This is a genomic window from Fibrobacter sp. UBA3718, from assembly GCF_002371935.1.
In the GTDB taxonomy this organism is placed as follows: domain Bacteria; phylum Fibrobacterota; class Fibrobacteria; order Fibrobacterales; family Fibrobacteraceae; genus Fibrobacter.
The window spans coordinates 38,725-65,222 of record NZ_DFHR01000021.1; the positions used below are offsets into that span (position 1 = coordinate 38,725).

Here is a 26,498-nt window from a genome sequence, read left to right on the forward strand (position 1 = left end):
AATTTCAACAAAAAAAGCACAGTAAATGCATACAAATTGCTTACATTCATTTGTTTGTATAATCACAGTCAACTTTTATGCTTTCTCACATGAAAAGCCTCCTTTCGGAGGCTTTTTCAGACTAGTATCTTACAGCAAAAGACACTCAATATCTCATATTCGTTCTGATACTACAATTTCCGCTTAAAATACAAGCTTCCCGCCAGAGAAACGGCGAGCACCACAATCATCGCGGTAAGGCCAAATTCCGCCAAATCGGCATGTTCGCCCGCAACGCCCGACTCGATAAGCACCACGAACACGAGCGCAATCACCGCACCCACGGAACCCATCTGCTGGAACATCTTGACCTTATCTTCGGTCGTAAACTTTCCGTCGGTCTTCTTAATAAAGGGCATTGACATCCCCTCCCATGCAAATCCACACGATGAGCCCAGCCATCACGAGTACGCTTATGGCGACATTCGCCAGGAAGAAATCGCGGTTCATGGCGTCGAGATCGTCGGACTTGCGGAACAAATGTATATAGAGCACGGCGGCGGTCATGAGCCCGGTCACAACCCACCAGGGAATGCCCATATTCCACACGAACCCGAACGCGACGCACAGGGCGAGCATCGCGACATGGCTCCAGAAGGCAATCTGCAAGGCGCGCTTGCGGCCAAAACGCGCAGGCACAGAATGGAGCCCCATCTGGCGGTCGATTTCTTCGTCCTGCGTGGCATAGATGATATCGAAACCGCCCATCCAGAGCATGAGAATCACGAGCAAAAAGATTGGGAACACCGCAAACTCCCCACGGATAGCAATCCAGGCGCCGAGCGGGCTCATCCCTATCGCAAAACCCAGGAACCAGTGGCATAGCCAGCTGAAACGCTTCCAGTAGGAATAGGAAAGCAGCAAAAGCCATACAGGCAAGGCGAGCAGGCCCGCGAGGGGCTGCAGCAGGAACGCGAACGCAACGAACAGCACGCCGTTTATGGCAAGAAACGCAATTACCGATTTTTTCGAAAGGCGGCCCGCCGGCAGGTGGCGTTTCGCCGTGCGCGGGTTCTTCGCGTCGATATCGGCGTCGGCGATACGGTTGAAACTCATCGCGCTATTGCGGGCGGTCACCATGCAGCCGACAATCAGGAGCACGATGCGCGCGGTCTCGGCAGCGGTCATGTCGCGGAACCCGTTCGCCGCCACCCACATGGAGCCGAGCGCAAACGGCATCGCGAAAAGCGAGTGGCTAAAGCGCACCATGTGCCCGAATTCTAATATCTTCTTCAGCATACGTTTCCGTTCCAGGGTTTAACAATCCCGGCGCACTCCTCACCCGACGCCGCACCCAGATGCTTCAGGATTTTCGCAACGACGGTATCTACCAGTTCCTCGATACTTGCAGGGCTGCTGTAGAACTGCGGCGAGGCCGGCACAACAATCGCACCCGCGCGGGTCACGCGCGCCATGTTCTCGATGTGGATGAGGTTGTAGGGCATCTCGCGCGGAACAATCACCAGCGGGCGACGCTCCTTCAGGCAAACATCCGCACTGCGTACCAGCAGGTTGTCCGACGTCCCCGCAGCAATGCGCCCGAGCGTTCCCATGGAACACGGCACCACCGCCATGCCCGCATAGTCGGCAGAACCGCTCGCGCATTCCGCAAAAAAATCATCGACGTCGAAGGTCTTGTCCACAAGGTCAAAAAGCGCCTTCTGCCCCTCGTATTCCACGACTTCGCGGCCGGGCGCCGTCACCACGAGCGAAACCTCATGCCCGAGGCGCTTCAAGTACCTCGCCGTGCGCGTCGCATAGATTGCCCCGCTCGCACCTGTCACCCCAAGGATATAGCGGCTCACGCATCACCTCCCGCCGGCACGGACTTCCGGCGCAGAAGCACGCGATACGCCACCCCGAAAAAGCAGGGTTTCACATGCACAAGTTCGAACCCGTTCCTTTCGGCGAGCGCGACAAAGTCCTTGACCGGCAAAAAGCGGATAATGGAATTCACCAGATATTCATACGCATCGCGCTTGCTGAAAAACGCTCCCAGCACCGGGATAAACAGCGGGGCGAGCACCTTGTAGAAGAACTTGTTGAACACGTTCCGCGGGGAGAAAAATTCAAGCACCTGCAGGTAGCCGCCCGCACTAAGCACGCGCGCGGATTCCTTCAGGCCGCCCTCGGCATCGGGCAAGTTGCGCATCCCGAACCCGTTCAGAATCACGTCGAACGCGCCATCCGCAAACGGCATCTTCATCGCATCGAGCTGCACGGGAACAGCCGCAGTCTTCTTGCCCGCGGCGCCCTTCAGCATGCCATAAGAAAAATCGCCCAGAATGGCGACATCCTGCACGCCATTGAACTTCTCGTACGTAACCGCAAAATCACCCGTACCGCCACACAGATCAAGAAGGCGCTTTCCGGGACGCAGCCGCCGGATTTCGCGGCAGCACGTACGGCGCCACAGGATATCCTGGCCACAACTCAAGAAGTGGTTCAAGAAATCGTAGCGGTTCGCGATACCGTCGAACATCTTTCGCACGGGGCTCATCATGCATCCAAATTTAGAAATATCCCACGATAAACAAAAAGCGCGGGCGACAAGCCCGCGCAAATCCATCGTCAAGCCAACGACATTACTTGAAGTTTGCCGTAACCGACAGTCCTTCCGCAATCGTCGCACGGCACTTCTCCGGGGCGCCCTCCACGGGAGTGCATCCCGACCAGCCGGTAAACACGGACCCGCCCGAAGTGACCGCAGTGAGTTCCATTTCGACACCGCTGAAGAACTTGCCCGAGTACTTGGTCGAAGTCGCTGTGCTTCCGGGGAGTTTCATCCCGTCCATCAGCACCATACCATTCCCGTTCGAGGAAATCGACACGTTGACGGAACCGCCAATTTCGGAGAATTCGGACTTATACTGACCCACAATTTCTTCGTCACGAGACTTCGCCCAGTCGGTAATGCGCTCATAATGAACCGTAAAGCCATCGTCATAATAGCGATTCTTCTGGCCATTCGTCGACAGATCCCTTTCTGCTTCCGAAGCGTCGATCGAGCCCGCCATCTTTGCCCGGACCTTTTCGACCACATTGGCATTCAGGTAATTCTCGAACATTACCGCAGAGTGGTTGATGAACAGGCGCCTGAAGTCGGGGTTCTTGATGAGGCGCGTGTAGAGCACATGGAAGCAATGGGCCTTCTCGCCCGTAAATTCCTTGTCGCTACCCGTATAGCACTTTCCGTTGCTACGACCACCCTGCTTGACCCAGTTGAACATGTTCGTGCTCTGCCCAAAGCCCTGTACGCCCCACTTCCAGTCAAAGCCATGGTCCAGGTCGTAAATCATGAACTTCCAGGGATTGTCCGGATTGCGCCAGGCACGCACGTTGTTGTTGGGCCAGTCGCCGTTATGGACATACATCTCGGCAATCATGTAGTCTGCAAAGTTGCCTACATCCATAATTCCCTTTATGTATTCGTAGTCAGCGTTGTTTTCACCACTGAAGTCGTGAGCGGCAACGTATTCCAGCATCGCGACGTAGTCATCGATAGTACCGTTACTCGCTTCGATTTCTTCGCCCAGGTGCTTGATGAAATTGACACTGGAGGCATCGATGCCGTAGTTCGTTTCCACATAGTTCTTGTTGAAACGTTCGCGCATGTCGTGGATACCGCGGTATTGGCCATTGTAGAACACCACCACCTGACGGCTGCGCTGGAAGTCGACGCTGCTTCCGTCAAGAATGGCACCGCCCAGGGCATCGGCAAAGTAGTCGCTCACGAAGCGGTTTCCGTTATTGCGCAGGTTGAATCCCTTGTACTTGTCGCTTCCGCCCTTGTTTACCTTGAGAGCGTCAAACAGCGGATAATGCAGCCAGGTTCCACCGAACTCCTCGCGCATCACGATAGCGACGGACTTCTTGCGTTCCATGCGGCTCCAGCCACCCATCAGGGAAATACCGCCGTTGACTTCCCAGGTCTTTTCCTTGGTGTTGCTGCCCTTGTCGTAGAATTCCACGTGGACAGGATATTCGCCGGTGCTATCCGGGTATGCCTTGTTAGGAGCATACATCAGGTCTCCGTCCATATTGGGTTCGCCGCCATCCGTCTTCCTATAATACAGTTCGAAGAATCTCGGATTGACGCTTACCGACACCACTGGCATATTTATCGATTCGCCGATAAAGTAGGTATTCGTCACCGATTCGGTAGTCAGGTAGCCTTCCTTGTAGGCAGCGCAGCGGAGCACCGTCGTCTGACTAATCGTGATGGGATCTCTAAATTCCTCGGAATTCTTCGTAGGCTCAGAACCGTCACGGGTGCAACGCACCTTGATGTCGCCCGAAGTAGACGGAGGATTCAGCGTGACCGGTTCGTTGTAGAAGCCGCCCTGGGCACCGGAGAAGGTAAACTTGGGAGCCACGCCTTCATAGGCGGTAGAAGCCGTATTCGGCTTTTCGGGAGTCGGCTTATCGAAATACTTCCAGGCACCGCCGTCGACAATGCCCCAGCTCATCCCGACCGTCATCGCCGGATAATGTACCGAGTCACGAATGCCATAGTTCGCGTCAATCAAGTAAATCGAGCCGCCAGCCTTTTCAAGCTTCCAATTCGTATGGGTGCGCTTATGATAGTTGTTCGCATCGCCTCCGTCAAGCACGGCAGCAACGTTGTTCTTGTCGCAGAAAACAGTGCGGAAGGATTTCGGGGCAATCAGTTCGTCACCGAAGACCCACTTGCGCGGCTTTTCAAGATTTTCGACAAGCGAATAACCCTTCAAGTTCGCAGCCTCGGTGCCGGCATTATAAATTTCGACCCAGCCCGGATCGTCGCCGTTTTCATCGAGCCAGTCAAGGTTGACCGGGGAGACTTCAGTAATCACCAACGCGGAATTCCCTTCCCAATGGGGAATCGTATCCTTGGGAACCGGATCGACAACAATGACATAGATTGTATCACCCGTATCCGGGTCAATCGTCCGAACGCTATCGCCGCCAACAGACGAACTTGAGCCATCCTTGCCGCCTTCTCCGGAAATCTTTCCATCCGAAACGGAACCAGAAGAATTTGGCGGAGGGCCCACAACATCGGAGCCTTCATCACCACCGCATGCGTAGAATCCACAGGCAAGCACGCCGACAAGCAACGTATTCCAAATCTGTTTTTTTAAGCGCATAAAACTAGCCTATAAAAATGTTGACGCCTTAAGGACGACAAGCGCCCCTAAAACACCCGTTCAAAATATCCCACCTTAAATTTAGAAGAATATGAGCCAAAATCAAAATTTTTTCGGTAATATTCTATTTACCCTTGACAACAATCACATTTTCTTCTATCTTTGGGTCTACCAAAATGGTTCTGTAGCTCAGTTGGTAGAGCAGTGGACTGAAAATCCGCGTGTCGTTGGTTCAATTCCAATCGGAACCACGAAACCCCGACGAAAGTCGGGGTTTTTCTTTTTTTGCTAAAAAAAATTTAAGTGCAAAAAAAGGGCGGTTTTTTACAAGAAAACCGCCAAAACATCCTTAACGGAGCCCGCCTAGACGGCGACAGCCTCCATTTCGGCGCGAATTTTTCGGAAACAGCCGAAGATATCGTCCCAATTCTTCACAAGCACGTCCACCAGCTCCGGTTGGAACTGCATTCCGCTCTGCTTGATGAATTCTTCCTTGACCTTCTCTTCGGGCCAGGCCGACTTGTAGCAGCGCGGACTCGAAAGGGCATCCAGCACGTCAGCAACGGCGCATATACGGCCCGCCAGGGGGATTTCTTCGCCCTTGAGGCCCCTCGGATAGCCCTTGCCATCCCAACGCTCATGGTGCGCCCCCGCAAGCGAAGCGGCGAACACCAGCAGTTCGCGCTTGGATTTAAGGAGGATCTGCTCGCCAATCTGGGCATGGGATTTCATTACGGCATATTCTTCGTCGGTAAACCGCCCCGGCTTGTTGAGAATCGCATCGGGAATGCCCACCTTGCCCAGGTCGTGCATCGGGGCTGCAAGGCGTATGCGCTGGGCTTCCTGTTCGGGAAGACCGTAGTAGACCGCCAGCTTGTAAGAGATCTCGGCCACGCGCTGGATATGGTCCCCAGTTTCGCGGCTCCTGGATTCGGATACGTCGCCCAAGATATGGATCAGTTCCTTCTGGGTTGCTTCCAGTTCAACCTTCGCGGCCTCGAGCTCTGCAGTAAGGGTAGCCGATTCAATCGTCTTTGCGGAATAGACAGCCGTAAGCGCAAGGCGTTCCAAGTCCTGCTTCGAGAAAACAGGAGTCTCGCCCTGCTTGTTGATGGCCTGGTAGACACCCATCACCTTGCCAGCCCCGTTCATCAGGGGCACAGTCATCACCGACGTGGTGTGGTAGTGCGTCTTTTCGTCGCTACGGTGATCGAAGCGTTCGTCCTTGTAGGCGTCCTCGACCAAAAGAGCCTCGCCCGTTTTCACGGAATGGCCCACGAAACCAGCAGTAATGGGAATACGGAGCTCATTCACGCCATGGGCGACTTTCGTCCAGAGCTCGTTCTTGTCTTCATCGATAAGCCAGAGAGAACAGCGATCGGCCCGGACAAGCGAACGTCCGAGATCCGCCATGAGAACCAGAAGGTTCTGCAGGCTACGCTCGGCAGCAATTTTCGGCATGTAGGAGAACAGTAAATCGAGAATCCTATCCGAATCCTGTTTGCTCTCTGCCGTTCCGACAATATTCATCAAATCTTGCGCATTCGATTCCATAGCCCAAAGATAGTTATTATTCACAAATTCATCAAAAACAATTGACGAAACTGCTTTTCTTTTTTATTCTTTGCGCTGAATTCGGAGGAATAGGCTAATTGGTAAGTCAGCGGTCTTGAAAACCGCCGCCGTAAGGCTTGGGGGTTCGAGTCCCTCTTCCTCCGCTAAAACGCCCCGTCATCCGGGGCTTTTTTCTTTGCCAAACCCAATCCAGCGGGCATCCCATTCCATCTCGCAATCCGCCGCGTAGTCCATCACCGCCGAAGCCGGTTCGTCGTAAAGTAACGTACAAACTTTCAAAACCAGCGGGAAATCCTTTCCGAAGGCGGCAATGCACGACATCGTTGTCGCCCCCGTCGTATAGACGTCGTCAACGACAAACACAGTCCCCGTCCGCGGCAGCCGCGAAGGAAGCCTCGGAATAAAAGCTCCGGCGACATTCCACTCCCGCTCCTCTCGCGAAAGCTTCGTCTGCGACACTCGGAAATTCGACCTTGCAAGCCAGCGGCACACCCGACCGCCAAAGCGCGAGGCAAGCGCCGCGGCAATCCGTTCCGCCTGGTTGTAGCCGCGTTCCCTGAACCTCGACGGGTGAAGCGGGACCGGGACAAAATAGAACGGCCTAGCAAGTTCCTTCATGCTGTCGGCGACCTCCCCCCGACCAACAGCCGAAGACCGACCGACCAGGTATCTCGCCATCCCCGGTAAATTCCTGTACTTGAGCGCATGAATCAGCCGTCGCGTCAGCGGACGCATCGGGAACAGGCAGGCGACATCCGGCCCCGGAAACGAAGGCTCCTTCGCCTCGCGCCCAAGTTCCTCACGGCAAGCAGGGCAAAGCCAAGGGTCCAGCCGTTCCGAAGCGCACCCGCATCCCAGGCATTCCATTCCAAAGACAAAATTCGAAATATTTCTCGCAATATTCATCAAAGACCGTCCTTCTATTACTAAAAACGGTCAAAACGGCAAAACGTTACCTTTTGCCTCATTTTTTTTTGCAACTCGCCTTAAACCCGCCCCGAATTCCGGGCGTTACTGACGACCGCCCTGGTAGCGCATGCAAAGGATGCCGCCGACCAGCACCATGCAGGTCACGGCGAAGGAGCCGCCATACGAAAGGAACGGGAGCGGAAGCCCTGTCACAGGCATGAGCCCGACCGTCATCGCGATATTCACGATGATGTGGAACAGGAATATCGTACAGGCGCCCATGGTAGCGAGCGTAATGAACGGATCGGAGTACAGCTTGCACGCCGAGGAGGCGCGCCACAAGAAAAGCACATACAGCGTAAGTACGGCAAGGCAGCCCATGAAGCCGAACTGCTCGCCGAGCACGCTAAAAATAAAGTCCGTATGCCCCTCCGGCAAAAAGGCAAGGTTCGTCTGCGTGCCGTTACCGAATCCCTTCCCGGTAAGGCCGCCGGAACCTATGGCCGTCATGGACTGCAGCACCTGGTAGCCATCGCCCATGGGGTCGCTCATCGGATCCAGGAACGTATTGACGCGTTTCTGCTGGTGTGGCTCAAGCATGCCCCATGCCATCGAACTGGCATATCCCGCCAGAATGTTCGCAAGCAAGAAAAACACCGTAAGCACCTTGGGCAGTTTCCTCCGCACCAGGGCGAAAACGACCGCGCAAATCAGCATGCCCCACAGCACCTGGAAAATAGTCGTCTGCGAATGCGACAGGAGTACGGACAAGACAGGGCTTGCAAGCAAGAACATATCCGTAAACGTCAACCCCGCAAAGAAGAATCCCATGTAGGTGACCGCGATAAAGACAAGCGCCGTGCTCAAATCCGGCTGTTTCAGCACCAGTGCAAAGGGGACGATAAAGAGCAGGAACGGAATCACGAACGTCTTGATTTTGAACAGGCTGACCGGATGCCTGGACAGCCAATAAGAAATCGTGAGAAGATACGAGATCTTGGCAAACTCCGAAGGCTGCAACTTGAAAAGTCCAAGGTCAATCCAGCGGCCGGCCCCCTTTACCACGTCTCCCGCCACAAACAGAACCACCAGAAGAAGCACAAGCGAAATGGCATAAAGCGGAACCGTAATGCGCTTCAGCCAGTCAATCTTGAGGAAAACGATTCCGGCAGCAAGTACACAGCCGCCCACAAAATAAATAATCTGCTTAAACCAAAGCGTTTCGTAAAAAGCAATCTCGTCGCTCGCCGTCGCGGAGTAGACAAGGCAGATGCCGCAAGTCATAAGCGCAAGCGTAATAGCCAAGAACAACCAATCGACCCTCAGCGAGACATCAAGGAAAGACTTAGAACTCATTTTTCCTCCTCGTCAAGTCCAAAGTAGGCCATGAGGACTTTCCTTGCTACAGGCGCCGCTTTCGAGCCGCCGCCACCGGCAGCCTCCAGAATCACGGCGACAGCGATTTGCGGGTCGTAGAGCGGAGCGACAGCCGCATACCACGCATGCGTTTTCTCCCCCTTCTTCCATTCGCCCGAACCGGTCTTTGCGCCCACACGGATGCCCGGAATCGCACCACGCTTTCCCGTTCCACCCGGATGGTTGACCACGGAATCCATGGCAGCCAAAAGTACCCGGTGCGTTTCCGGTTTCATCTTGCCCGAACGGATAATCTCAGGCTCGTAGCGTCGCACGACATTTCCCTGCGAATCCCGAAGTTCCTTCATAAAATGCGGACGGTACACGCCCTTGTTCGTCGCAAGCGAACCGATGAAAGTCGCCTGCTGCAGCGGAGTCACCAGCTGTCCCTGCCCAATCGAGAGGTTCAGGATAAGCCCACGCGCCCAACGCCACCCCACACGTTTGTTCCTTGCGTTGAACGAAGCGGAATCCGGAAGCCAACCGCTCTTTTCTCCGGGAATGTCGATACCGAGCGGCTCCTCGCCATAACCAAAGCGGCGTGCAAACTCGTTAATACGAGCCATGTCGATTTCCAAACCCGCCTGGTAAAAGAAAACGTCGCAAGAAAGCCGGATGGCATTTACCACGTTCAGGTTCCCGTGGACACCCCAGCATTTCTGGTAGCGCACTCCGTACTGGAACCCGCCCGTACAGGACTTTGGATAATACTTGGATTCGGACAGGATTCCGCTTTCAAGGCCCGCACCCGCCGTCACAAGCTTGAATACGGACGCCGGAGGATAGACACCCGAAACAGCCCTGTTCGTAAGCGGACGCAGGGAGTCCAGAGCAACCTGCGCCCAACCCTTATTGCGCTCACGCTTCTTGAGCGAGAAGATGTTCGGGTCAAGCCTCGGGGAACTCACCATGGCAAGGATCTCGCCATTCCGGGGGTCTATAGCGACCAAGGCCCCCCTCACGCTGTCGGGAATCGCCGCCTCCGCGGCCTTCTGCAACTTCAAGTCTATCGTCGATACCAGGTGATACCCCGGAACCGGAGCCATTCCCTCAACCGCCCGCGGCGAGCCAACCTCTCGGCCAAAAGCATTTACTTCCACAAGCTTCACGCCATTCTTGCCGCGGAACTCCGCATCGTATTCCTGTTCCAAGCCCTTCTGGCCAATGCGATCGCCCTGCGAGTATCCTTCGAACGTGGGCAATTTCAACTGCTCTTCGGAAATTTCACTCGTGTAGCCAAGCACATGCGACGCAAGCGTCCCATATGGATAATCGCGCCTCGATTCCGTAAGCGTCACGACTCCCGGAAGCTCGGACGAATGTTCCTCTATCACGGCCACCTGCTCGGGAGACGCATCCTCCAGAATGCGGATGGGCCTGTTCTTTATCCAGCGGGTCCTCTGGAACGCCGTATCCAGCGAAAGGGAATCGAACACGCGGGCGCCATTCTTGTCCTTGATTCCCAGGAGCAGGTTGAAGACAGAGTCACGGCCTTCCTTTTTTCGCGGAAGGTGAAGCGCCTGCAATGCAATCTGGAAAGACGGACGGTTGCGCACCAGGACTTCCCCGTTGCGGTCATAGATATAACCGCGTTCGGCAACAAGCTCCACGCGACGCAAGCGGTTTTTCTCGGAGCGCTTGAAGTTCTCGTCGTAATGGGTATGCTGTAACGAATAGAGCCTGCAAAGCAGCACTATGACCAGGACAACAACCCCCGCCATAAACACAAGGATATTCCAGTTCCTCGTCTGGACGCTGTCGTTGTCCGACAAACTACGCATGTTTCTTTTTCTTCCCGATGGACAAATGGAAGACCACCGCACCAACAGCCATCGTATACGCGCATTCAGGAAGCGTCTTGGAGAAGAACAAGTTCGTAACGACATCCTTCTCGAGACCCGTCAAGAAGAAGTAGAGCATATCGCAAAGCATGAATCCAAAACCGAGGACACCGATCTTCGCAGGTAAATTAAGCGTCAAGAACCTTTCTTCCAACTGCCCCACCAAGAACCCGAGCGCCGTCAGCGAAATCGTATTCGCACCGAGCCATTCCACCGGAGCATATACGTCCTGCGTAAATCCGGCAAGGAATCCCCAAAGCACACCGGCTGCAGGTCCATGCTTGATTGCAATAGAAACGACAAGAATGATTACGAAATCGGGGCCCGCACCAAAAATCTGAAGCCATTCCGCCACCGTTGTCTGCAAGGCGAAGCAGACAAGGAACAGGATGAACACACGCAGCCATTTCCAGTTACTGTTCATCAAGAAGCTCCTGGATAATCCATTCCGGTTCCTTTTCCATCACGAATACTTCTTCAAGCGAAGAAAACTCCTGGAAAGGCGCGACATCCATCTGCCGCATCACGTCGAGGTCGGATTTGCGCACAGCCTTCACCGTACCCACAGGAATCCCCTTGGGGAAAATGCCGCCAAGCCCGGACGTTATCAGGGTATCCCCTTCCTTGACTCCCGCATGCGAAGGGATCATGGCCGTAAGCAGATGCCCGTCTACAGACTCCAGGAACCCGACCACGCGAGACTTGCGTTCGAGCACAGACAACTTAAGGTTCGGGTCGACGAGCAGCTGGACACGGGAATGCGTATAGGCCGCTTTCGTAATTTTTCCGACCAGGCCGTTCATCGAGAACACGGGCATGTTTTCCTTCACCCCATGCGAAGTGCCCCTGTTTATCACGAGCGTCGTGAGGAACCTTCCCGGATTGTGTCCCACTACACGCGCAGTCACAATGGGATAATCCCACTTGTCATCAAACCGAACCAACGTGTGCAGTCGAGCCAATTCCTGCAACCCCTCACTTGCATAGTAGGTTTCCTGCCGCAGGCGCGCATTTTCTTCTTTCAGGTGCTGGTTCTCCGCCGTCACCGACCGAACCGAATTAACAGAAGAAATAATCACCTGCGCCGGATAAAACACCGTCCCCAGCGCCGAAGAGACAATGCTCTCGCGCACGCTCAGCGGAGCCTGCCGCATCAGGAGTCCTACCAACAGGAAAAAGGCAAAAGCGATAACGCCATGCCTCTGGGTAAAAAGTTCGACTATAAAGCGGAAAGCCCTGAGCATCGGACCCGACAATCACCCCGCTAGTTGGAAGATGCAATCAGCACCGGGCGGTACTTGTCCAAATCCTCGAGGATGCGGGCAGCGCCCTTGCAGACGCACACCAGGGCTTCATCGATCACGTTCACGGAGAGTCCCGTTTCCTTGCGGATTCGTTCGTCAAAGCCGCGCAGCTGGGATCCGCCACCCGTCATGATGATGCCCTTGTCGTAGATATCCGCAGAAAGTTCGGCAGGCGTAATGCTCAAAGCCTGCTTCACGGCTTCGATAATGGCCGTAACGGGCTCGTTCAAGGCCTCGCGGATTTCCGTGCTCGAAATCGTCATCGTGCGCGGCATACCGGCGATAAAGTCGTGGCCCTTGACTTCCATCGAAAGTTCCTCTTCAAGCGGGCTTGCAGAACCGATCTGGATCTTGATCTGTTCGGCAGTGCTCTCGCCCACATGGAGGTTGTACATGGTGCGCAGGTAGCGGACAATCGCCTCGTCCATCTCGTCACCGCCCACACGCACGGATGCGTTGCAAACCGTGCCGTTCAGTGCGATAACCGCGATATCGGAAGTTCCACCGCCAATATCCACAATCATGTTTCCCACAGGGTCTTCCACCGGGATGCCCATACCGACAGCTGCAGCCATCGGTTCATGCACCAGGTGAACTTCCTTTGCACCCGCCTGCTTCGCAGCATCGATCACGGCGCGCTTTTCCACTTCGGTGATACCGCTCGGCACACCGACCACCACACGGGGTTTTACCATCCACAGCGGGTACTTCTGCACGCGCTTGATGAATGTCTGGAGCAAGGTTTCCACCAGTTCAAAATCCGCAATCACGCCATCGCGCATGGGGCGCACGGCGCGCGTCTCACCCGGGGTCCTGCCGAGCATCTTTTTCGCTTCGAAACCAATCGCCGACACGCGATTGTTCTTGCTGTCCACGGCAATCACCGTGGGTTCGTTAATGACAATGCCCTGGCCTGCCACGTGAACGAGCGTGTTCGCCGTACCCAGGTCGATACCGATATCACAGGAGAAGAGTCCGAACAAAATATGGTCCTTTGAAAAGGTGAATCCTTACAAGCGAAAATATAAAACTTTTATTTCTGCTTTTCCTTGCGATCCAAGGAATCCTGCCCGAATTTAAGCGCCTTGTAATAGCGGTCCCACTGCCTAGCATGGGCGTCGTAGCGGTACTTGCGCTTCTCGTGCATCTGGATGTCCTGATAAATGAAGAAGTCCACCTCGGCATATGCCGAATAGATAGCGGCCGTGTCACCCTGGAAAAGCCTAAAATCCTTGATGCGATAATAAGGGGTATCCAAGATGCCGCTCCTATCTCCAGAAGCATGGATTGTCTGTGCGACGATGAACTTCAAGTCTTCCTGCACATAGGTGTTTAATTTGTTCTCAATGCGGTCGGTCCGTTCGGAACAGCCGACAAGGAGCAAGGCGACCAAAAGGTATATGACTCTTTTCATGTCCTAAAAATAAAAAGAAACGCCCTCCAAAAGAGGGCGTTCCTCAATAGCTTGTCCGTTCTCGACTAGAAGGAGTAAGTCGCAGAAATTCTGGAGAAGATGCGGCCTTCGCCCTGGAACGGGTTCCTGAAGAGGAGGTCTTCGGCAACCGTCACGTCGATCTTCAGCTTCTCTTCGATGTTGATACCGAAGCCAAAGCCCACGTGGTCGTCGGCAGTGCCATCAGCAAGCGGGTTCGTGCTGAAGAAGTTGCCGTCGTCGTTGCAGACGCCGTTCTTGCCCTTGTTCTTGTCGTGCTGGTCGCAGCTCGTGTAGAGGATGGACTTCTGGCCGCCCACGCGAATCACGAACCAATCCCACCAGATGTTACGTTCGATACCGAAGCTGATCATGCCGCCGATGTCACGGCGCTTGTCCCAAGCCGGATCGTCGTTGTTCTGGGAGTTGTAGGTAGATTCACCCGTTGCGTAGTTGTAGGTCCAGTCGTGAGCCTTCAGCTGATCCCAGATGAAGTCGGCGCCCAACCAGAAGAAACCACGGTCGAGGGCGACGTTGATACCGACACCGACCTGCGCATGCTTGTTGTCGATGCCCGGGGCCTCGATGAAATTCGCGGAGAGGGCCGGAACGAGTTCGCCGTCAATCGCTTCGAGAGTGAAGAAAGCACGGGACTTGACGAGGAAGCTAAAGTCGCCGTCATCGAAGAAGTTCTTGTGGTCCGGACCGAACTGGATTCGGGCAAGAGCGAAGGAGAACTCGAAATCGATGTTGCCACCGAACTGCATATTCAAGCCTGCGTCGGCCTGCACGATGGAAGCGTAGGCGTTGTCATCGACCTGGTAGAGGCCGCTCGGGGTCTCAGTACCGCCATCCTGATGCGCGATGTAAACGTGCAAGCCCCAGGCGTCTCCGCTAGAAAGCGTACCACCGAGGAAGCCATCGAAGTTCGTCACCGTTTCAGGAACCCTGGAAATCACGCGGGCGTTCTCGCCAATCACGTATGTCGGCAAGAAGCGAGCGAGTTCATTATTGATTCGTCCGAAGAGACCGCCGATGGAGAGACGCGGATCCGGATTATTCTCGTCACCGAGGGAGAGCGAGAAGATGCCGCCGAAGTTCGGGAACATCGGGTCCTGGTTCGTACCGGCAGGGACATCCTGCGTGTAAGGACCGAATTCACCGATCAAGTAATTCGGGTAGAGATTGATGTTTGCAGGGTTGTCAAAAATGCTCACATCATCCATGATGTACGTGGTATTTTTGCCCATGGATTCGATACGGGCGAAGGTTGCAAAAGCAGAACCGACCCCGAGAATGCCAAAAGCTGTTCCAACGGCAATTGCAGATCTCAACTTCATTTGAGGACTCCTATTAAAAATTCTAGTATAAAGTTAGATTAAAATAATCAAAAACGCAATAGAAAAATAAAAAAAGACCAAGCTTTTTGGGCTTGGTCCTTTTTTCAGCCAAATACGGATTATTCGGTGAAGGTAAACGGAATCGTCACAGTCGTGTTACCAGACTTGACCTTGCTGAACGTCCACCTACTGACAGCGCTCTTGACCTGAGCATCAAATTCGCCGTAACCGGTGGTGGAAGACACAATGGAAATACTGATAACTTCGCCACCCGGAGCGATCGTGAACTTCAAGGTAACCTTACCCTGGAATCCCGGTTTCTTCTTCAGGAACTTGTTATAGATGTGACGCAGACCCGGAGTACGCTGGCGCACGACCTTCATGATGTCCGCAGCGGAACGGGATCCGCCACCGGCACCCATGTCGATATCACGAGCAGACGGGGTCTTGATGTTACCCTTGGCCTTAGTAGCGATACCGCCACCGCCGCCACCGAAGAGGCCTGCAAGGCCATCGCCGATACCACCGGCGCCACCTTCGGCATAACCTTCGTTGAAGCCGCCATCAGCCTTACCGCGACGACCACCGAGAACGGTCTTACCCGTCGTCTGAAGGCCAGCCACGTCCTTAAGAACCTTGTCGATGTCCTTGGTGAACTTCTGGTTCTTCATGAGGTCGTAAGCAGCAGCACTGGCAGTCTTGGTCTGGGCAGTAAGGAGCTTGAGCACGCCGCGAGTCTGCGGAGCGTTCGGCTGGCCCTTACCACGCGGCTTACCACCGCCACCGGCCTTCTTACGAGGCTTCTTGGGTTCTTCCTTCTTCTTCTCTTCCTTCTTTTCTTCCTTCTTCTCGTCCATGGACATAGAAGCAGTCAGGTCCGGACCTTCCGAAGTGTCGAAGATAACTTCATCGACGACCGCTTCGTACATGGAAGCCCAGAAAGAAAGGGCGAGAGCGACAAGCACGGAACCGCCAGCAATGGCGCCCATCTTCTTGTCGGATTCCGGCATCAAAGATGCAACTAACGGATCTACAGGAGTATTTTTCTTAGCCATAGATTATTCCTCCCCTCCGTTCTTTTCCATAACAGCAAAGGAAACGTTCGTATAGCCACTCATCTTCTCGTAACCGGCTTCGCCTTCGGAAGAGGTGCAGGACGGCACACCGGCGATACCGCAGGTAGCCATCACCTTATACATCACGTTGTAAGGGATGTTCTTGTCAATCTGGACAACCACGCTTCCGGCTTCGTCGGCGGGCTGGCCCTGACGCAAGCGCTGATCCACTTCAGCTTTGCGCTTCTGGTAGAGTGTTGAGAGCACAGGCTGAACACAAAGGTCTTCCTGTTCGTTCACGTCCGAAGTTGCCACAACCTTTTCATTATCGACCACGACATTGTTCGCATCGATAACGATGGTCAAGGAAACTTCAGTCGGCTGGAGCTTGGACGTGGAGATCGGAAGAATCAGGTTCTCGGCCTGGGTCAAAAGCTGACCTTCAGCGTCCATGTTCTTGATCATGAACACCAGGATGATGGTCATCATGTCCATCATCGAAGTAATCGAGAACGGGACGTCGTCTGCGTATTTACGAGTTCTTCTAGCCATGATTAACCTCCCAAGAGCGCAAGGTTGATCTTGCTGAAGCCCGCTTCCTTAGAACGGTCCATGAGCTGGATGATTTTGTCGAACTGCGTATCGTAGTTAGCCACGATAATGATGTTGTCGACGTCTTCCAGGTCAATGAACTGTGTATGGATTGCGATCAGATCCTTAGCGATCAGGTCGTAAGCCGAGAGCGGGTAGATGAGATTCTTAGCCGCAACATCAGGTTTCAGCTGACGTGCAGAGTTCGGGGTAAGGGTCGCAAGGGCTGTTCCGGCAGCAGGCTTCTTCAAAGCCGGCGGAGGAGTGAGCCCCATGGGGCCTTCGCCCGGAAGCGAGAGGAAGTCGTTGTTGCCGTTGACATAGGCACTGTCGGCGATCGGTTCTTCGGCCGTTCCGCCGTTCGTGTAGAGAGCCCACATCACGCGGCCCGGATCTTCTTCGGATTCCTTGTGAATAGCCCAAAGTTCGATAGCTTCGATTTCATAGAGATACTTCTCTTTATCCATCTCGCTACCATCCTTGCATTTCGGGCCATGCCCACTTTCTACCGCAGCCTTGACATCTTCAACGGCATGCGTAATCAGCTTGGCATCGGACTTGCAGCGGAACGTCCACATTTCCTTGAAATAGACGTTCGGCTGGAAACCGCCACGGGCACCAATCACGAGATAATCGTTCGTGATGCCGAGCGACAGGTTCAAAGCCTGCTGGTCAGGTTCTGGCTGTTCGTCAGAGTTGGTCATCATACTGCGTTCGGGCAGGTTGACCTGGACAATAGCCAGCTTAGAGAAAGCAGCCATGGACAAAAGCATAGGAATCAGGATGGTGAACAAGCCCATCGCCGGCAACAGGTCCGGTTCTTCAGGCTTTGCTGGTTTCTTGACTTCTTTTGCCATGTTTTAAAACTCCATTTATAAACTAACTCTATTAGTGATTAGCAAAGGGAGTTGATAATCTTGAGGCCCTTTTCTTCCATTTCCTGGATAAGGCGTTCAGAGTTCATGTTGAGGAAGCCCACAATGACCAGGAGAGGCACTGCGGAGAGAAGTCCTTCAAGCGTCGTACCCATAGCGATAGCGATACCGTCGGAAAGAGCCTTGGCACGTTCAGAAGCGGGTTTGTTAGCCACAGCGTCGAATGTGTAGATCAGACCGTAAATCGTACCCATAAGTCCGAGCAACGTGGAGATGGAAGCCATCACGGAAACAAGGCTAATGTAACGAGTCAGACGCGGAGCTTCAGTCAGGAACACTGCATCGCAAGCAGCCTGCATGCCTTCGCGGCCACCGGCGCGGTTAGAAACGATCGCAGACATGATGCGGGCAACCGGGAGGTTGGTCGCATTGGCAAGGCTCAGAGCCTGGTCAAACTGCTGAGAAGAGATGAGCTTACCGAAATCAGCGAGGAACTTGGCGCGGCCCTTGGAGCTCTTCACCATGATGTAGATGATACGTTCGATGGAGATACCGAGGCCGATGATGAACACAGCCAGGATGATCCACATGAACTGCCAACCATCGGATTCAGGGCTGAAGGATTGAAGCATTTTAGACATTAGAGTACTCCTTTAGAGTGTTGTTTGTTGTTTTTGTTTTTTGAAATCTTTGTTCATATTTATTTTTTTTAGAGCAATTTAGGAGGGTAAAACGGGTAAAATTATATTTACTACCATTTCACCCCCTAAAAAACCCAAATAATAGGGGGGAACCCATGAACGAGGTCCCCCGTAAAATAGATTTTACCGCTATTTCTTCTTACCCTTCTTCTTACCACCCTTCTTCTTGGCGGGAGCAGCGGGAGCTGCTTCCGGTTCCGGTTCGGGTTCAGACATCGAAGGTTCGGGTTCAGAAGCCGGTGCGGAAACGCCCGAAGCAATCTGCTTCTGGAGGTCGGCGAGTTCAGCACGGAGCTTTTCGGCCTCAGCCTTCGCATCCTTGATGATTTCGCGGAAAGTGTTGATCCTTTCTTCCGGAGTCATGACTTCGGACTTCGAAATCTGTTCGATACGAGCCTTAGTCTTGAAGTACGCCGGGTCAGAGAACAGCGTAGACGGGTCGAATTTCTCGATCTTTGTTGCAAGAACCTCGTTAGCCTCGTCCAAACTGCGCAGGGTTTCGAACAACTTTGCAGTCCACTGGTTGTCGATACCGTAGTGGGCGGAAGCCTTGATACCCGTAGCGCACTGCGGAATAGCGAGCTGCTTGGAAGCGTCGGACTTGTTGGCCAATTCCTCACGGTAGGCCTCCTGGTCTTCGTGCACGGCTTCCATAGCGTCTTCCTTGGTCATGCCTTCTTCCGCAACGTAGTAAGCAACAATCTGCGCACTATCCGGAAGAGGTGCATTCGCGAAGGCGTCAGCCACTTCGACAAACACGGCACAACCCTGGTAGAACATCTCGATATAGCCTTCTTCGGCCTCGATCACGTCCTTGTTGTAGAAGCCCTGGTCGCGGGCAAGGTCGATGTTCTTCTGGAAGATCGGACGGGCCTGTTCGTAGTAGCTCGGCAGCTGCTGCACGATAGTAATACGTTCGGCAAACTTTTCGTCTTCCTTCTTAGCATTCATTTCCTGTTCGCGAATCTTGGCGGCCATGGTCACGAAGAGCATACCCATCTTATTGGTAGAACGGAAGGTCCACTTTTCAGATGCGTAGGCAGCAGACTTGGAGTAGTGGCCCATCGCCTTCTGGAGGATTTCGACCAACTGCTTAACGATCTTCGCCTTATCCTTTTCCTTACCCTTCAGCACGATCGGGTCCATCTTGTGGAACTCGTGTTCGCCCATGTAGAAGGCGGCTTCGGCCGGGACGCCCGGGTCAGCGTTCTTGATCTGGAGACCGAACTTGTCGTAGTTCTTGAGGGTCTGTTCGTAGTCGGCAATAGCCTTGTCTTCTTCCTTGAGTTCCATGTAGGCACGGGCTGCACCGATGTAAGCGGCAATCAGCTTTTCCTTGTCTTCCTGGTACATCTTGATGAAGTTATGGTATTCGGAAGCGGCGAGATCCCACTTCTTAGCATTCGCGTAGGCCATCGGGATGGAGAACGCAGCATCGAGAGCGTAGGTGCTCTTCGGATAATCACGCACGAGATCCTTGGAGCAGCGGATAGCCTCGTCGGTCATCTTCGCTTCGTCGTAGCTCAAGCAGGCACTGTAGAGGAAGCTCGGTGTCTTCTCGTTCTTCGGGTAGCGCTTGTAGGCAAGTTCATAAGTGACAGCGGCATTCTTCTTATCCGGGATGGAATCATACACGGCAGCAGCAAAGCCGATAGCCTGGAAGGCCATGGAATCCTGCGGGAAGTTGTTCGTGATGAAGAGGAACGTCGTTGCGGCAAGCTGCGGCTTGTTATCCTTCTTGTAGGCGGAAGCGGCACGGAGCACACCCTTGATAGTCAAGGGAGAGCCGGCATACTGCTTAGGCAAAATCATGAAGGTTTCTGCAGCCTTGGTGTACTGGTTTGCACTTTCGTATGCGGCAGCGGCTTCGAAGATGGCCTTGTCGGCAATTTCGACCTTCGGGTAGCGCTTCACGAGAGCAAGGTAAGCGTTAGCGCCTTTCTCGTACTGGCCTTCCTTCACGGACTTTTCTGCCATCTGGTAGAGCACGAATGCAATAGCCTTCTCGGTTTCCTTGGCCATCGAGTCGTTCTTGGTGGCCTTCACCTGCGTGTACTGCTTCAACAGCCATTCGAATTCCTTAAGGGCTTCGTCAAGCTGGTTGGATTCCAGGAGGGACTTGGCAAGCATCTGGCTGATGAGCAGGATGTACTGGTGGTTCGGATACTTCGTACGAAGTTCACGGAGAACGTTAACCGCAACAGAGAACTGCTTTGCATTGTAATGGACGAGAGCAGCGTTGTAGGCAAGTTCAGCAGCTTCCTTGTTCTGGCCGAACTTCTGCATGTACTTGTCCACCTGGGCGAAGTACGCTTTCGTTTCGGGGAGGCTGTAAGCCTTGACCGTATCGCCCTGAGCCTTGGTCTTCAAGGCCTCTTCGCGAGCCTGGTCCATCATAAGAACGGCGTTGTACGCAGCTTCTTCCTTCTTCAGGAGCGCTGCAGAACCGAGTGCGCGGCGACCATAGCGAGTCGTATCGGTATCGACGATCCAGTTGAACATCTTGGCGGCGTTCGCATGCTGGCCCATTTCCTGGTAGGCGGCAGCGAGGTCGATATGCACGGTGTATTCATCCCACGTCGGCTCGTTCTTGTAACGGGTCAAGAATGCTTCGTAAGCCTTGATAGCTTCTGCATAGCGCTTCTTACCGCCCTCGATATCACCTTCCTTGGTGATTTTCGCGGCCTGCTGGTGATGGTAGTGCGGAATTTCGAGCATAGCACCACGGATGGCCTTGTCGGCGTTCGCGACGGATTCCTTATACTTGGTGTTCTTCTTGCGCCAAGAGGAATTCTTGTCGTAGCGCTTCACCACAACGTAACGGTACTGCTGGGCTTCGTCGAACTTCTGCTGCACGAGCAAGATTTCGATCATGGCAATATCGGCAAGCGGAGCATCGATGTAGTCCGGGTTAATCTGCATCAAGCGCTTGAAGGACTGGACCGCTTCTTCGTTACGGTCATGATCCTTGTTCTTCATACCGATGCGGTAGTACACGGAATCCTTGAACGGAACCTTCTTGTCCTTGAGGAAGGATTCGGCCTCGGCGACACCACCACCTTCCAAGTCAGAGAAGGAGGCCGCCATGAAGTCCATAGCTTCGGCGCGGAGGTCGTTAGGATATTTACCCTTGTCGGCACCAATGATGTATTCGTAGTACTTGTAAGCAGCAGTTTCGTATTCGGCAATATTGTAGTAGGATTCAGCCAAGTGGTACATGGCGAGGGCCGCTTCCTTACCGGTGAGGTTCTCGAAGCCAGTCACCTTCTTGTAGGCGGCGATAGCGTCCTTGAACTTGCGGTTCATGAAGTGGTATTCAGCGATACGGAGCCAAGCCTTCGGCACGAGACCGTCGTTCGGGAAGTTCTTGACGAGGCGTTCACGAAGCTTGAAAGCCTTCGCGTCTTCGCCACTCGCTTCCTGCACGGCAGCTGCCTGGTAGAGCACCACCGGAATCTTCGGGGCCTTCGGGTACTTGTCGATGTACTCGAGGAAGTATCCCAGAGCCTTCTGGTGATCGGCCTTCGGATACTGGCTGATGTTGGCGCACTTGGCCGGCTTGTTATCGCGGTCGGCACACCAGGCAACATCTTCTTCGTACTGGGCCTGGATGTCCAAGAACTGCTTTTCTTCGAGCATGAATTGGTAGTGACCCAGTTGCTGGAGGGCGCCAGCACAGCGGTCAGAAAGCTTGCCCTTACAGGTTTCGCCCTTGGCAAGCTTTTCCCACTGGGCAATAGCCTTTTTCATACCCTCTTCGTCGAGACCACCAGAACGGCAAGCCTGTTCAGCCTGGTTCTTGATGACCTTATAGGAATTGGCGCACTGTTCATAACCAGATTTGCCCTTTCCGATGGACTTGCACTTGGCAAGCATTTTTTTCGCTTCGCTAGTCTTTTCCTTGCAAGGATCCGATGCGGCAAAGGAAGTTCCAATAAAGGAGCACACAACTGCCGCGACAAGAATGATTTTTTTCATCGTTCTCTATCCACCTATATATTCATAAAAAAGGGGAGGCCCCGGATTACTCCAGGTCCTCCAATTCTTCAAGTTCCTGAGCAGCTTCGGACGAAGTTTCACCCTGACCCATCTTGGTCCTCACAGTAGCGAGAGTGAAGCCGGCGTCTTCGAGGATGCGCTTACGGTTAGATTCGAAGCGGTCACTCTGAAGAGCTCTTTGGGTAAATGCTGCATAATCTTCGATAGCCTGGTTCGCCTTGTCGAAAGTCGGACGCAGGGCTTCGCGCTTGCTCTGCACACGCGGAGTCGGCAACTGGCGGGCAAGGTCAAGAGCCTGGACCTGCACGGAGTCGAACTCACCCTGCATGGCATCGTAGGCCTGGCGGGCGCTGTCGCGGGATGCAACAGAGACTGCGGGCTTTTCGGTCTTCTTTTCGGCCTGTTCGAGAGAAGCGGCGGCCTTCTTGTATTCCTTCTTCATGAAGTAGCAGTAACCCTGAACGAGGTAAGCTTCGGACACGAGGAAGGATTCCGGAAGGTTAGAGATGATCCACTGAGCCGGCTTCATCGCTTCATCGGGCTTGTTCACCTTGAGGAAGGACCATGCAATGCCGAGCATCGCTTCGTCATACACCGGGGATCCGGCCTGCACCTGTCCGTACATCTGAGCGGCGGCGGCAATGTCAGCCTTTTCGCCAGAGAAGTAGATGTGGCCGAGCTTCACACGGGCGGCATCCTGCAAATCCTGTTCGGACTGGTTGGAGTACTGCTGCTCAGTAATGTCGCGGAAGCAGTTTTCAGCTTCTTCCCACTTGCCGAGACGGCTGTAGGCGATACCCATGGTGTAACGGGCGTAGAAGTAGTTCGCGTTACCCGGAAGGATGGCGGCGAGCAGGTCAACAGATTCCTGGTAGAGACCCTGTTCGAACTTGATCTGGCCGGCAATGTAGTCAGCGTCAGCCTTCACGTCGCTTTCACCGAACTTCTGGGCGATGTTCTGGTACTTGGCCATGGCTTCGGTATACTTGCCTTCCTTGTAGTCGATGTTCATCAACTGGAAGTGGTACTTGGCCTTCTGGTCACTCTGCGGATAGCGCTTGATAGCGTCTTCGTACACGGACTTTGCAGCCTTGTGCATACGGAGGTTTTCGAAGGACTTCGCCTTGTAGAACGCAGCCTGGTCCACCAAGTGGAATGCCGGGTACTTGGTCTGAACCTTACCGAAAGCATAAGCGGCTTCGAGGAACTGACGGTTCAAGTACAGACGCATTGCAGCGCGGTAGTCGTTTTCAGGCTCGATCTTCAAGCGACGGTAACGTTCTTCACCGATTTTCTCTTCACGGGTATCACCGAAGCGAGAAGTAATCTTCACAGCCCAGATGAAGCCACGGTTCTTCTTGGCATAGAGGTCGTCGTGCGACATTTCGAGGTCAAGAGAGAGGTAACGGAAGATGCTCACGTCCTTGACATTCACCGTTGCTCCAGCGACGAAGTAGCCTTCCTTGGTGAAGCGGCCACGCACGCCCAAGTGCGGAGAGAGGTAATAGGTCAAGGTGAAGCTTGTTTCGAGGTTGAAGCCTTCACCACCTTCCGCGTCGTTGTGGAAGATATCGATGAAGGAGAATTCGATCTTCGCTTCGAGGCTCCTGTTGAGGCCACGATAGAAGAGGGAGACGTTCAGGTTGGCCGGGATGATGTAGGCATCATCGCGGTCGGCACCGAAGAATCCCGGAGTAACGAACGAGAATCCGCCGTCACCGTTCTCGGTGCTAACACCCGGCTGAACGACATTCTGCAAGGCAACACCGATAAGGAGGTAGCCAAGCTTCGAAGAAGCAAGCGGGTTGAAGCTGACACCGACATCGGTACCGACAGTCAACTGCTTCACATCATCGAACTGGTTGATATAGAGCACGGAGAGGTCGACACCCAAGGAGACGAGCTGGAACAAGTTGTAGGCGTAGCCGAACATGAAGGCATATTCGCCATAGGACTTGCCTCCGTCAATGGATGCACCGTTCTCGAAGAAGGAAAAACCGAGCGTATGCTTGTAATCCATCGGGAAAGTCAAGCTCACGTATTCCTGGCTCGCTTCACCGCTGATGGAACTGAAGAAAGCCGCACTGAATTCGAGCTGGTCAGTTTCCGCAATGCTTGCCGGGTTCACGTACATGGACGTGTTGCCGCCGAATTCGGCGAACCAGTCGTTCTGCTGATACTTGTGTGGAGCGTAGGTGGCTTCTGCAAACAGAGAGCTCGCAGCCACAGTAAGTCCGAGGACTGACGTTTTGATGAAACTAGTATGCATCATCACCTACTCCTTTACTTGATATCCGTGCGGATGAACTCGATACGACGGTTCTGCGCACGCCCTTCAGGGGTTTTGTTGGAGGCCACCGGCTTGGCATCGCCCATACCTTCGGTCTCAATTCGACTTTCGGAAATGCCGTTTTCAACGAGGAAGTTCTTCACGGCAGCGGCGCGGTCTGCAGATAGCTGTTTGTTCTTATCCTTGGAACCAACGTTGTCTGTATGGCCGACAATCTTGAATGTAGCTTCGGTAAAGGTTTCCATGATGTCCACCACCTTCATGAGGGAGATGTGGGAATCAGGAGTAATAGTAGCCTTGCCGGATTCGAAGTTCACGCCTTCGAGAACGAACACCTTCTTGGGCGGCTGCGGGACTTCATCCGGGCATCCGTCTTCATCCTTATAGCTGTTCGTAGTTTCAGCCTGTTCGGGGCAGAGGTCAACGCCCTTGCACACATGAGCAAAGTTGGGGAGCAAGCCCTTGGCTTCGACCCACGGATCGCAGAGACCGTCGCGGTCGTTGTCCGCATCCGGGCAGCCGTCGTCATCCTGGTAACCGTCGAAGTCTTCAGCTTCTTCGGGGCAGTTGTCGACGCCCGTGCAGACACTTGCGTATTTATCCGTAACGCCATCTTCGGAAACCCACGGATCGCAGAGGCCATCGGCATCGGTATCCGGGTTACGAGTTTCCTCGACCTGTTCTTCTTCCTTCACGACCTCGACCGTAGTAAGACCGATATCCAGTTTGCCCTTGCCGCGCTTCAGCATCGGCGAGGTGGACTGGCAGTAGTAGTTCGGCTTCGAAGCGGAGTGGTTCATGAACTTCGGATCGAGCGAAACGTTCGTGCGGTTCACCTTGATGAACTGGTTGAACGGGTAGTAGTTCTTGTAGATGTTGTTGTACTCCACCTTCGTCTGGCCGGCGGCCGGGTCGGCGAACACACCGTAGTAGTGGTTTTCCATGAAGATGTTGTTACGGGCAATCACGTTCGTCGGTCCCTTCAGGGCAAGGCCCGAATAGCCGTTGCGGAGCACGACGTTGTGCTCGATGAAGGCGTCGAGGGACTTAGCACCCCAAGCGAGGATGCCGGACCAGCGGTTGCCGAACACCACGTTGTTACGGAGATGCGGGAGCGAAATGAACGCACCGATACCCGTAGCATGGTTGTCCACCACATAGCAGTGGTGAATGTAAGGAGCAGCGTTTTCACAAAGAATACCTTCAAGGCCGTTCCTCACAGTGAAGTGCGACATTTCCGCGCCCGAGGTTCCCATGACAGTCGGACCATTACGGCCACCGTCGATAATAGTTGTCAGCGGATCTTCGCCTTTCAAGACCACACCCATCACCAGAGTGATGTTTTCGTTATAGGTGCCGCGCGCTACCTTGATGGTATCGCCAGCATCGGCGTTGCCGAGAGCATCGCCAATCTTCTGGAATTCGCCAGGCACGTTGATAATCCTTGCCATGGCGGTTCCGGAAAGAAGCAAAGCCCCGGCCGTAATGAAGACCAGTTTCTTTAGGGTCATACTGCTACGTTTCTCCAATCATAGAACACATAAAATCGTTTGTTTTAGGTTTGCCGAATCGACAAATTCAAAAACCCAAGAGGGAATATACCTTCATAACGGGCTTCGGTCAAACGTTTTTTTGCCAAATAGACAAAAAAAAGCCTAAAAATGCGAAGTTAAGCCGTTACGGAAGGCAAGAATCGTCAATTCTCGGGGGGAAGGTTCGACTTTTCCTCCTCCTTCTTCGCGCCCTGGATCGACACGCGGATTTCCTGGCAGGTCTTCTTGATGTCCTGCAGAACCTTGCGCGCACGAGTCCCGGCAGACTTGTTGCCGCGTTCGAACTTTTCGTACTCACGTTTGAAGTTTTCCACTTCGAGATCGAGGTCGTTGACTAAGCTCATAGTTGAACTCCCTAAAAAGATGCTTTTTGGAAAATAAATAAAGTTTTTCGCAAAAATTCGCTATTTTGTAAAAACAATTTTACGTTTACGGATTATTACACGATT

Annotated in this window: 22 protein-coding genes and 2 tRNA genes; 2 read left to right on the top strand and 22 right to left on the bottom strand. The window is 53.7% G+C overall.

Annotated features, from left to right (window positions below; genetic code table 11):
* Nucleotides 1-170: 170 nt before the first annotated feature.
* The 5 genes from B4A77_RS07705 to B4A77_RS07725 all read right to left on the bottom strand — a co-directional run bounded on the left by B4A77_RS07705 (nt 171) and on the right by B4A77_RS07725 (nt 5,168).
* Nucleotides 171-398 carry a hypothetical protein gene (locus B4A77_RS07705; protein WP_173381866.1) on the bottom strand — a complete coding sequence of 76 codons (228 nt, stop codon included), beginning with the start codon at nt 396-398 and terminating at the stop codon, nt 171-173.
* On the bottom strand, nt 385-1,278 hold the full coding sequence (locus tag B4A77_RS07710) for a 4-hydroxybenzoate octaprenyltransferase (RefSeq protein ID WP_290726270.1): 894 nt from the start codon (nt 1,276-1,278) through the stop codon (nt 385-387). Before B4A77_RS07710 ends, B4A77_RS07705 begins: the two co-directional genes overlap by 14 nt.
* The gene (locus tag B4A77_RS07715; RefSeq protein ID WP_290728461.1) at nt 1,272-1,844 is read right to left on the bottom strand and encodes a UbiX family flavin prenyltransferase; all 573 of its coding nucleotides are present in this window, start codon (nt 1,842-1,844) and stop codon (nt 1,272-1,274) included. The genes B4A77_RS07710 and B4A77_RS07715 overlap by 7 nt, the downstream gene beginning before the upstream one ends.
* A complete protein-coding gene (locus B4A77_RS07720) occupies nt 1,841-2,542 on the bottom strand; it encodes a ubiquinone/menaquinone biosynthesis methyltransferase (protein ID WP_290728459.1) in 702 nt (233 codons plus the stop codon). The genes B4A77_RS07715 and B4A77_RS07720 overlap by 4 nt, the downstream gene beginning before the upstream one ends.
* Before the next feature lie 82 nt (nt 2,543-2,624).
* Nucleotides 2,625-5,168, bottom strand: coding sequence for a CotH kinase family protein (locus B4A77_RS07725; protein WP_290728456.1), 2,544 nt, complete (start codon nt 5,166-5,168; stop codon nt 2,625-2,627).
* A 178-nt stretch (nt 5,169-5,346) separates the two neighbouring features.
* On the opposite strand from B4A77_RS07725, the gene B4A77_RS07730 reads away from it, so the two are divergent.
* A tRNA-Phe gene (locus B4A77_RS07730) sits at nt 5,347-5,419 on the top strand.
* A gap of 112 nt (nt 5,420-5,531) precedes the next feature.
* Here the strand turns inward: B4A77_RS07730 and B4A77_RS07735 are convergent.
* Complete coding sequence (locus B4A77_RS07735; RefSeq protein ID WP_290726262.1) at nt 5,532-6,722, bottom strand: HD domain-containing phosphohydrolase; 1,191 nt, start codon at nt 6,720-6,722, stop codon at nt 5,532-5,534.
* A gap of 83 nt (nt 6,723-6,805) precedes the next feature.
* On the opposite strand from B4A77_RS07735, the gene B4A77_RS07740 reads away from it, so the two are divergent.
* Nucleotides 6,806-6,886: transfer RNA gene (locus B4A77_RS07740), tRNA-Ser, on the top strand.
* 13 nt (nt 6,887-6,899) lie between these two features.
* On the opposite strand, the gene B4A77_RS07745 is transcribed toward B4A77_RS07740, so the two are convergent.
* The 16 genes from B4A77_RS07745 to B4A77_RS07820 all read right to left on the bottom strand — a co-directional run bounded on the left by B4A77_RS07745 (nt 6,900) and on the right by B4A77_RS07820 (nt 26,393).
* Nucleotides 6,900-7,649: a ComF family protein gene (locus B4A77_RS07745; RefSeq protein ID WP_173381869.1), complete on the bottom strand. Its 750-nt coding sequence runs from the start codon at nt 7,647-7,649 to the stop codon at nt 6,900-6,902.
* Between the two features lie 105 nt (nt 7,650-7,754).
* Nucleotides 7,755-9,008, bottom strand: a complete 1,254-nt coding sequence (gene rodA, locus B4A77_RS07750) for a rod shape-determining protein RodA (protein WP_173381870.1) — start codon at nt 9,006-9,008, stop codon at nt 7,755-7,757.
* On the bottom strand, nt 9,005-10,849 hold the full coding sequence (mrdA, locus tag B4A77_RS07755) for a penicillin-binding protein 2 (RefSeq protein WP_290739741.1): 1,845 nt from the start codon (nt 10,847-10,849) through the stop codon (nt 9,005-9,007). Before mrdA ends, rodA begins: the two co-directional genes overlap by 4 nt.
* Nucleotides 10,842-11,333: a rod shape-determining protein MreD gene (gene mreD, locus B4A77_RS07760; protein ID WP_173365564.1), complete on the bottom strand. Its 492-nt coding sequence runs from the start codon at nt 11,331-11,333 to the stop codon at nt 10,842-10,844. The genes mrdA and mreD overlap by 8 nt, the downstream gene beginning before the upstream one ends.
* Complete coding sequence (gene mreC / locus B4A77_RS07765) at nt 11,323-12,063, bottom strand: rod shape-determining protein MreC (protein WP_290726255.1); 741 nt, start codon at nt 12,061-12,063, stop codon at nt 11,323-11,325. Before mreC ends, mreD begins: the two co-directional genes overlap by 11 nt.
* Before the next feature lie 110 nt (nt 12,064-12,173).
* A complete protein-coding gene (locus B4A77_RS07770) occupies nt 12,174-13,196 on the bottom strand; it encodes a rod shape-determining protein (protein ID WP_173365562.1) in 1,023 nt (340 codons plus the stop codon).
* A gap of 50 nt (nt 13,197-13,246) precedes the next feature.
* A complete protein-coding gene (locus B4A77_RS07775; protein WP_290728454.1) occupies nt 13,247-13,627 on the bottom strand; it encodes a hypothetical protein in 381 nt (126 codons plus the stop codon).
* Between the two features lie 65 nt (nt 13,628-13,692).
* A complete protein-coding gene (locus B4A77_RS07780; RefSeq protein WP_173365560.1) occupies nt 13,693-14,985 on the bottom strand; it encodes a hypothetical protein in 1,293 nt (430 codons plus the stop codon).
* A 119-nt stretch (nt 14,986-15,104) separates the two neighbouring features.
* Entirely contained in the window at nt 15,105-16,040 is a 936-nt protein-coding gene (locus B4A77_RS07785; RefSeq protein ID WP_290726249.1) for an AgmX/PglI C-terminal domain-containing protein, read from the bottom strand.
* 3 nt (nt 16,041-16,043) lie between these two features.
* Nucleotides 16,044-16,592 (bottom strand): ExbD/TolR family protein, encoded by a 549-nt coding sequence (locus B4A77_RS07790; protein ID WP_290726247.1) that lies wholly within the window; start codon nt 16,590-16,592, stop codon nt 16,044-16,046.
* A gap of 2 nt (nt 16,593-16,594) precedes the next feature.
* Nucleotides 16,595-17,488 carry a biopolymer transporter ExbD gene (locus tag B4A77_RS07795; protein WP_290734225.1) on the bottom strand — a complete coding sequence of 298 codons (894 nt, stop codon included), beginning with the start codon at nt 17,486-17,488 and terminating at the stop codon, nt 16,595-16,597.
* 38 nt (nt 17,489-17,526) lie between these two features.
* A complete protein-coding gene (locus B4A77_RS07800) occupies nt 17,527-18,147 on the bottom strand; it encodes a MotA/TolQ/ExbB proton channel family protein (protein WP_173365556.1) in 621 nt (206 codons plus the stop codon).
* 189 nt (nt 18,148-18,336) lie between these two features.
* Nucleotides 18,337-22,185: a tetratricopeptide repeat protein gene (locus B4A77_RS07805; protein WP_290726243.1), complete on the bottom strand. Its 3,849-nt coding sequence runs from the start codon at nt 22,183-22,185 to the stop codon at nt 18,337-18,339.
* A 46-nt stretch (nt 22,186-22,231) separates the two neighbouring features.
* Complete coding sequence (locus B4A77_RS07810) at nt 22,232-24,478, bottom strand: tetratricopeptide repeat protein (RefSeq protein WP_173381877.1); 2,247 nt, start codon at nt 24,476-24,478, stop codon at nt 22,232-22,234.
* Nucleotides 24,479-24,489: 11 nt separating this feature from the next.
* Complete coding sequence (locus tag B4A77_RS07815; RefSeq protein WP_290726240.1) at nt 24,490-26,007, bottom strand: OmpA family protein; 1,518 nt, start codon at nt 26,005-26,007, stop codon at nt 24,490-24,492.
* Nucleotides 26,008-26,192: 185 nt separating this feature from the next.
* The gene (locus tag B4A77_RS07820) at nt 26,193-26,393 is read right to left on the bottom strand and encodes a hypothetical protein (RefSeq protein WP_173366609.1); all 201 of its coding nucleotides are present in this window, start codon (nt 26,391-26,393) and stop codon (nt 26,193-26,195) included.
* Between the last annotated feature and the right edge of the window lie 105 nt (nt 26,394-26,498).